The 8,351-nt window shown below is 34.1% G+C and carries 7 protein-coding genes; 1 reads left to right on the top strand and 6 read right to left on the bottom strand.

All coding sequences use genetic code 11. The features are described 5' to 3' along the window. From AC0NBN_RS12795 to AC0NBN_RS12775, 5 genes are all read right to left on the bottom strand, one after another. Window positions 1-758 (bottom strand): GLPGLI family protein (locus tag AC0NBN_RS12795; RefSeq protein ID WP_474468532.1); only part of this gene is annotated, 758 nt, incomplete at its 3' end. After that, complete coding sequence (locus AC0NBN_RS12790; protein ID WP_143883562.1) at window positions 758-1,588, bottom strand: GLPGLI family protein; 831 nt, start codon at window positions 1,586-1,588, stop codon at window positions 758-760. The genes AC0NBN_RS12790 and AC0NBN_RS12795, both read right to left, overlap by 1 nt. A 5-nt stretch (window positions 1,589-1,593) precedes the next feature. Then, a complete protein-coding gene (locus AC0NBN_RS12785) occupies window positions 1,594-3,546 on the bottom strand; it encodes a M56 family metallopeptidase (protein WP_143883561.1) in 1,953 nt (650 codons plus the stop codon). Between the two features lie 2 nt (window positions 3,547-3,548). Next, complete coding sequence (locus AC0NBN_RS12780; RefSeq protein WP_143883560.1) at window positions 3,549-3,914, bottom strand: BlaI/MecI/CopY family transcriptional regulator; 366 nt, start codon at window positions 3,912-3,914, stop codon at window positions 3,549-3,551. Between the two features lie 26 nt (window positions 3,915-3,940). Continuing rightward, entirely contained in the window at window positions 3,941-4,297 is a 357-nt protein-coding gene (locus AC0NBN_RS12775; protein ID WP_143883559.1) for a hypothetical protein, read from the bottom strand. Between the two features lie 325 nt (window positions 4,298-4,622). On the opposite strand from AC0NBN_RS12775, the gene AC0NBN_RS12770 reads away from it, so the two are divergent. Then, a complete protein-coding gene (locus tag AC0NBN_RS12770; protein WP_143883558.1) occupies window positions 4,623-5,192 on the top strand; it encodes a hypothetical protein in 570 nt (189 codons plus the stop codon). 123 nt (window positions 5,193-5,315) lie between these two features. Here the strand turns inward: AC0NBN_RS12770 and gcvP are convergent, their stop codons facing one another. After that, window positions 5,316-8,174 (bottom strand): aminomethyl-transferring glycine dehydrogenase, encoded by a 2,859-nt coding sequence (gene gcvP, locus AC0NBN_RS12765; protein WP_143883557.1) that lies wholly within the window; start codon window positions 8,172-8,174, stop codon window positions 5,316-5,318. Window positions 8,175-8,351: the final 177 nt, after the last annotated feature.

Here is an 8,351-nt window from a genome sequence, read left to right as displayed (position 1 = left end):
TTTTTTTTTTCTACTGCTACGCAGTTGGATATGAGAATTCTAAAATTCTCTTTTTTTTCTAGTGCGGAATTTGGGTTAAACTGTTTTTTGTTGGTTTCGACATCTTTTCCGCCCATTCCGAAGAGCTGAATTCCCTGCGGAAGCTGAGGTTCTTCGTTATTTGCGATCTGAAAGGTTTTATTTCCTACCAAAGTCATCGAATGCGAACCTGTTTTGTCCTCAATTTTTACAATCAGACCCGGAAGCCCGTAAAATTTATATGGTCCGTCCTGAAAAGGAAGATCGGTGGAAAACCAAGCCGTCCATTCTCTTCCCCCGAATGTCGTAGTCGCTTTCTGGGCATTGTATTCTCCTACTTTCTGCTTTTCCGGAAGTATTTTCCATTCCGGTTTTTGATCTTCTTCAATTTTATAACTGTCTGTAGAAATTTTCAGAAAAAGAAAAGTTTTAAAGTCAGGATAAGCTTTAGTGACTTTATACGCAACCTGTCCCGGTCTTTCGGTACGGTTGATGGTGAAATTTCCTGAAGCTGCTTTCAGCTGTTTTTCCATATCAGCTTTCATGGTAGAATCTGCGATAAATTTGTCCTGACTGTAATAGTTTGAGCCGTTTTTATCAATATCCAGAAGCATCATTTCTTTTTTTATATCAGCTTTATTAGTAGAATCCGGAATAAACTTGTACTCATAGAAAAAACGGTTTTGGGCAAAACTGAAAAATCCGAATACGATCATTAAAGCTAAAGATATTTTTTTCATTATTGTACGGTATTAAGCTCTATTCTGTTGTTATTTTTTTTAAATCTTTCTTTTAAACGGGCTTCATGATCTTTCATATGATTGTTCTGTCCGCTTTCCATAATCATTGTAAAGCCTCCCATTTGCATTTGTTTCAATCCTTTTGTGGGATCTTTTTCGTAGTCTTTAGTAAGTTTTTCAAACTGTTTTAAATTAACAGGAATTTCTTTATTAAAATTTAAAATTATAGGTGCTGAACCAATGCTTTTGATAGCTCTTAATGTAAATTGGTGCGACTTTGTTTGGTCTTCAACTTTTACGATCAGTCCCGGAAGACCGTGAAATTTGTAAGGTCCGTCCTGAATAGGAATTTCTGTTGTAAACCAAGCTATCCAATGTCTTCCTGCAAAATCTGCTTCTGCTTTTTGAGCATTCCATTTCCCGATCTTTTGGTTTTCTGAAATGATCTTCCATTTCATCGGTCTTGTTTCTGCCACTTTATATTGATCCAGAAAAATTTTAGAATGCAAAGCCACATCATAGCTAGGATATTTTTTAGTAACCGAATACTTAATTAATCCTTTATGCATATCTGCTCTCATTTTAATCATTCTCGTTGTTTCCAATTGTTTTGCAATTTCGGCTTTTGCCACAGAATCACCTTCATGAACAGTATAACTGTAGAATTTGGATCCTTCAGATGAAACATCAAGATTCATCATTTCGGTTTTTACATCGGAAATATTAGCAGAATCCGGAATAAAGCGGTATTCGTAGCTGAAGCGTTTATTTTGAGCATTGCAAAACAGAATTAAGAATAAAATCGGGAAGGCAAATAGTTTTTGTATCATTAAAGTTATTTTGTTTCTATACGAATTTCATTTTTTCTATCACCATTATTGTTCGATTTATTAATATTAATTTTTGAAATCTCTTTAGGACTTAAAGCGTCTACTTCATTTCTTGTAGCAATTTTTCCGTTGATATAGATTATGGCATCATCTTCAAAATTAGATTTGAGAATGGTTGCTCTCTCTATCTCCTTATATTTTTTTGCAGCGGCGAGTAGTTTAGTATTATCATTCTCAAAATTTATAGAATAATTTGACTTCACTATATTTTTAGGCGCATGAGCATCAACAGAAAGCATCCATGGGTTTCCCTGCAATTCTCTTTGCTGCTTTCTTATTTCCTGGAGTTTTTTCTCAGCTTCTGCTCTTTCTTTAGTCAATTTCTCAAGTTTTCTTTTTTCTTTTTTGGTAAGCTCTTTTTTAGAAAAGCTGTTTGTGCCGTCAAAAAGATTAAATCCGTTGGAAATTTTTCTTAATTCTTCAACATTGGGAGACAGATCCTTCCCGTTTATATAAACTTTATTTATACGATCAAATTTCTCTTTGAATTCAGGTGAATTAAATTTTGATTTTATTGCTTTGATTTTATCTTCGCTTAAACCTAAATCTTTAAACTCTTTAGAATCAAACAATTTATCAAAGTCGATACTTTCTCCATTTACACTTATTTTATAATTATCTCCATCTGGAAAAACTCTTTTAAAACTCAGATCTTTAAGAATAACTTTTGCATCTTTTTCTGCCAGTATTTTATCTCTTCTGCTAAGTAAATCTTCAAAATCTGCAGAAAACTGTTTGTCGCGGGCAATTTTATCCATTTCACCAGAAAGCTGTTTTAATTCTTTAGCTTTCAATTCAAATTCATAACTTTTATCGCCTTTTTCTTTGGCAATTTTCTGAAGTTCAGATGCTTTCTCCTTTGATTTTTCACTTAATGTTTTCAGCTTTTCGGACTGAACTTTCAGCTTTTCACTGGCTTTTAAAATTTTTTCCTGCTGCAGTTTTACGATCTGATCAATTTCATTTTTGGGAGACAGCGTATCTTTCTTAATCTCTGCAACTGCTTTATCAATTTCAGTATTGGTTTCCTTAATTTCTTTATTTTTAGCATTTACCATATAGGCAAAAGCAACGGTAAATAGCACTGGTAAGGCAAAAATCCTTCGCGCATACCCGAATTTTGTTTTAGGTTTCTGTAACATTTTAAGTCTTTTTTTGAGGTTTGAACTAAGAAACGGACTTGTTGCAGGCAACTGTGTTCCGGAAAAGTGACTTGCCAAAAGCATCTGCGCAAATGCTTTAGTGTCCGATTGTTTTACGGCTTTTTTATCAGCCAGATATTCATGGATAAGGTTAATTTCTTTTTTGATGATGTGAAAAAACGGGTTGAACCAAAATACAGAAGTAATGATTTCCACAATAATTTTATCAACAGAATGTTTCTGCTCAATATGTACCATTTCGTGCTTCAGAATCTGTTTTCCTATATCAGAATTCAGCATAATGGTATTTTTCCAAAAAAGATTTTTGAAGTAAGAAAAAGGAGCTTCCGAAAGATCGGTCTGATAAAAGTTTACCCCTTCAAAGCTTTCCTTTTTAAACTGGGATTTCAGCTGTCGGATTCTGAAAATTCCGTAGAGAAATTTTGCTAAAAAATAGAGAGAAACCACTCCCAGAGCTGAAAAAATAATTGTAAGATAAATGTAGTCATTGTTTATAGTTTTTTCCTGGTTTATATTTTGAAACTGACTGATCAGCAAAAACAGATTATTGCTCACCTCAATGGTAAAATCTTCTACTTTTATTAAAGGCAGTAAAATGGAGATTACCATTGCCGATAAAAGATAAAACCTGTTGTAATGATGAAATGTTCTGTCTTTTAAAGACAACTGATAATACAGAAACATTACACCGGAACACAGAATTACTTTACCTAAATAAAAAAAGAAAGTTTCCATCGTTAATCTTTGTTTTTAAGTTCATTAAGCAGCATCTCCAGATCTTCAACACTCATTTCGTTTTTCTCAACCAAAAAAGAAACGGCACTTTTATAAGATCCTTTGAAATAATTTTTCACAAGATTTTTCATAGTTTTACCCGAATACTGCTCTTTTGTAATCAAAGGGAAATACCGGTGCTGTCTTCCAAAAACTTCATAATCTACAAATTCTTTGTCTTTCAGTACTTTCAGGATCGTAGAAACCGTATTTGTATGAGGCTTTGGCTCTGGGTACAAATCCAAAACATCTTTCAGAAAACCTTTTTGTATTTTCCATAAAAACTGCATTACCTGTTCTTCTGCTTTTGTTAAAGTCTGGATTTTCATTATTTTAATTAAATTATATTAAATGATTATTTGATTCGCACGAAAATCTGCGGTTCTCTGTTCTCAAGTACGTTGGTAAAAATTAAGGAATCTTTTGATAACTTGATTAGTTTAAAAACTTTTTCTTTTCCCAACATTGAAATTTTCAAAATACCTTTTGATCTGCCAATGCTGTAAGGACCTTCCATTCCTGCAATGAGATGATCTGTATTTCCTTTTCTCATTTCGAAAGAAGCTGTGCTGTCTGCCCTGAAAATAAATACTCCCGTATCTTTTGTATTGGCAATAGATTTCTGACTCCATGAGCCCAAAAGATTTTTATATTCAAAATTAGTGTCAGCATTCAATCCAAAATATAAAGCTAAAATTGTTAAATATTTCATGATGGTTAAAGTTTTTAATTATTGTAATATTTTATTCTTTCAAATTATTATCACTAATCAATTAGTTATACAAATGTAGAAATTATTTTAATCCATACAACTATTTTTATAGTTATAAATTGTTAAAATTACATATTTTGCTGATTATCAAATAATTAAATTAAAGGTAATATCTGATTTTATGGCTAATCTAATTTCAAGTTAATATAAAAACACACACTTTTAGGCAAAATCCTTAAAATTTGTTAAATTATATTAAATAAAATCAAAATGAATACGGCTAAAATGAGAAAATATATTTATTTTAGTGCTTTAAAAATTACTCATGAAAAGATATTCGCTATTTTCTGTATTATTACTATTATTTTTTAATGTGGTTTCAGCACAGTCATCCTCAGTTTTTGGATCTGTAACTGAAGCAAAATCAAAAATTGAAAACACCGTTCCTGTCGTATTGGAACATCTTAAAAAAATAAGTGAAGCGCAAGGTGATAGTTCTATTTATACGAATGGTAAAGCTGCTTTGAAAAAAGAATATGAAACTGTTGCTTTGGAATTTGACCTTTACAGAGGCAATATGGCGAGCTGCATTGTCAACAAGCCAAAAAAATCTACAAAGTGCATGAATTATCATACTTTGTATTTCAGAAATACTTTAGGTAACTATAATAACTACGTAAATTATATTACAAAGAAAAATGGCTATCTGGGAGTAGAAGACGAATCTGTAAAGCTGGATTTTAAGCCGACAGAAATTGCTACCAAAGTTGATACCGACTTTCTTGCAGCTTCTAAAGCAATGAAAAAACTGAAAGGCAACAGCAAATCTTCTTATTTTGAGCAGGTAAAATCTGATGATCTTAAACTGGCTCCTTTCGATACTTTGGTTAAATAAAAAAATAATTTTTATTAATTATAAAGTCCGGTTTTTCCCGGATTTTTTTAGCATTAAATCTAAAAAATAAACCCTGAAAATATTGATTTTCAGGGTTCAATTTATTAATTATCTGCAATCTGATTACATATAAGCTTCAATAGGCTCACAGGTACAAACCAGGTTTCTGTCGCCATACGCTTCATCTACTCTGGAAACTGAAGCAAAGAATTTGTGATCTCTTACCCAATCTAGAGGATAAGCTGCCTTTTCTCTGCTATATGGTTTGTCCCAAGAATCTGAAACAACGATCTGCTCTGTATGAGGTGCATTTTTCAATACATTGTTTGAAGGATCTGCTTCTCCGTTAGCAATCTCATCAATTTCATGCTTAATAGCAATCAGAGCTTCTGCAAAACGGTCTATTTCTGCCTTGCCTTCAGACTCAGTAGGCTCAATCATCAATGTTCCTGCAACAGGGAAAGAAACTGTAGGAGCATGGAAACCATAATCCATCAATCTTTTCGCTACATCTGCAACTTCAACTCCTAAAGATTTAAACTGTCTGAAATCTACGATACATTCATGAGCTACTCTTCCGTTTTCGTTAGAATATAAAATAGGGAAATGTTCAGCCAAAATTTCTTTCAGATAATTAGCATTAAGAATTGCATGTTCGGTTGACTTTTTCAAGCCAACAGTTCCCAACATTTTGATGTAAGCGTAAGAAATATTCAAAATCAGACCAGATCCGTAAGGCGCTGCTGAAATTCCGTCAATAGCATCTTTAGATCCTACATTGATATTAGCATTGGTTGGCAGGAATGGAACTAAATGTTTCGCAACACAGATCGGACCCACTCCAGGACCTCCTCCACCGTGAGGAATGGCAAAAGTTTTGTGCAGATTCAGGTGACAAACATCCGCTCCAATATTTCCCGGACTTGTGTAACCAACCTGAGCATTCATGTTGGCTCCGTCCATATACACTTGTCCGCCATGTTCGTGAATCAAACCTGTAATATCCTTAATATTGGCATCAAAGAAACCATAAGTAGAAGGATAAGTGATCATTACACAAGATAAATTAGCAGAATGCTGCTCTGTTTTAGCTTTCAAATCTTCAAAATCAATTTCACCACTTTCAAGATTCTTAACAACTACGATTTTCATTCCTGCCATTGCAGCAGACGCAGGATTGGTTCCGTGCGCTGACTGAGGAATCAAAACTACATTTCTGTGACCTTCACCTCTTGAGATATGATATTGTCTGATCACCATCAAACCTGCATATTCACCCTGAGCTCCTGAATTTGGCTGTAAAGAAGTTCCTGCAAAACCTGTAATTTCTGCAAGATCTTTTTCCAGCTCATGGATCATTTCCTGATATCCTTTCGCCTGCTCTACCGGCACAAAAGGATGCACACTTCCCCAGTTATCCCAAGAAAGAGGCAGCATCTGAGTAGCCGCATTTAGTTTCATGGTACAAGATCCTAAAGAAATCATAGAATGCGTTAAAGACAAGTCTTTTCTTTCGAGACGCTTGATGTAACGCATCAATTCTGTTTCCGTGTGATATTTATTGAATACTTCTTCCGTAAGAATTTCGTCTTTTCTCAGAATATCCGAAGGAATGCTGTATTCTTCTTTAAGTTCTAATTTAAAAGCCTGTTTATCCTTAAAACTAGCAAAAGAAGTCATCAGATAATTAAGCTTTTCAATGGTTGTACTTTCATTGATGGCAATACTTACCACTCCTTCAGTGAAATAATTAAGATTGATTTTATGATCTTTCATCATTCTCATCAGTCTTGCTTTATCATCTTCACTCATCAGGATTTTTACAGTATCGAAAATCGGCTCTTCGACAGTATGATAGCCTAAAGTTTTCAAACCATTATTCAAAGCATTTGCTTTAAAATGAATCTGGTCTGCAATATAGTTTAAACCTTTTGGTCCGTGATATACAGCGTACATTCCCGCCATTACAGCCAGAAGTACCTGGGCTGTACAGATATTAGATGTAGCTCTTTCTCTTTTAATGTGCTGTTCTCTGGTCTGCAATGCCATTCTCAACGCACGTTTTCCGTAAGCATCCTGAGAAACTCCGATGATTCTTCCCGGAATATCTCTTTTATAATCTTCTTTGCAGGCAAAGAAAGCCGCATGAGGACCACCGTACCCCATTGGAATCCCAAATCTTTGAGTAGTTCCTACAGCACAATCTGCTCCCATAGAAGCAGGAGATTTTAATTTTACCAATGCCATCGGATCACAGGCAACCACAACCTGCAAATCCAGCTTTTTATATTCAGAAATATTTTCGGTATAATCCAGAACAATTCCGTTTTTACCCGGATACTGTAACAAAACACCATAATAAGACTCATCAAAAGAATGAGTTTGGTGATCTCCTATTACAATTTCGATTTCCAAACCTTGTGCTTTAGTTTTTAGAACAGAAACGGTTTGTGGTAATACCAGGTCAGATACAAAAAACTTATTGGCTCCTGACTTTTTCTGGTCTTTACTTCTGTTGTTGAAAAACATATGCATTGCTTCTGCAGCAGCTGTAGATTCATCCAGCAATGAAGCATTTGCCAAAGCAAAACCCGTAAGATCACACACAACAGTCTGGAAATTAAGAAGAGCTTCTAATCTGCCCTGTGCAATTTCTGCCTGATAAGGTGTATAAGCAGTATACCAGCTCGGATTTTCAAAGATATTTCTCTGAATAGCTGAAGGAAGAAGGGTGTTGTAATATCCGAACCCAATGTAGCTTGTAAATTCTGTATTTTTAGAAGCCAGCTCTTTAGAATGATTCAACATTTCGTATTCCGAGAGCGGTTCCGAAATTTCAAGATCCTTTTCTAAACGGATAGACGAAGGAATGGTCTGAGAAATTAATTCCTCAATATCTGAAACGCCAATTCTTTCCAACATTGCCTGCTTATCGGCTTCATTAAGGGAGATGTGACGGCTCACAAACTGTTCTGTATTCATTTTTTATATTAGATTTTGATTGTAAAAAAGGTTCGTAAAATTACGCTTTTTCCAATGACTATACAATAGAGAATCATACAATCAAAATAGATTATGAATACGGAAATGATAGATGAATGTTTAGTTAACAATCAGATCATTACAGTTAAATTTCGTCAATAGCTCTTATAGATTTAT

Source organism: Chryseobacterium sp. L12, assembly GCF_056133985.1.
This window is presented reverse-complemented; position numbering and strand designations above follow the sequence as displayed.

Coding starts and splice junctions, on each gene's coding strand:
- AC0NBN_RS12780 (WP_143883560.1), bottom strand. CDS start 3,914: ATGAAAATCCAGACTTTAACAAAAGCAGAAGAACAGGTAATGCAGTTT.
- AC0NBN_RS12775 (WP_143883559.1), bottom strand. CDS start 4,297: ATGAAATATTTAACAATTTTAGCTTTATATTTTGGATTGAATGCTGAC.
- AC0NBN_RS12785 (WP_143883561.1), bottom strand. CDS start 3,546: ATGGAAACTTTCTTTTTTTATTTAGGTAAAGTAATTCTGTGTTCCGGT.
- AC0NBN_RS12790 (WP_143883562.1), bottom strand. CDS start 1,588: ATGATACAAAAACTATTTGCCTTCCCGATTTTATTCTTAATTCTGTTT.
- gcvP (WP_143883557.1), bottom strand. CDS start 8,174: ATGAATACAGAACAGTTTGTGAGCCGTCACATCTCCCTTAATGAAGCC.
- AC0NBN_RS12770 (WP_143883558.1), top strand. CDS start 4,623: ATGAAAAGATATTCGCTATTTTCTGTATTATTACTATTATTTTTTAAT.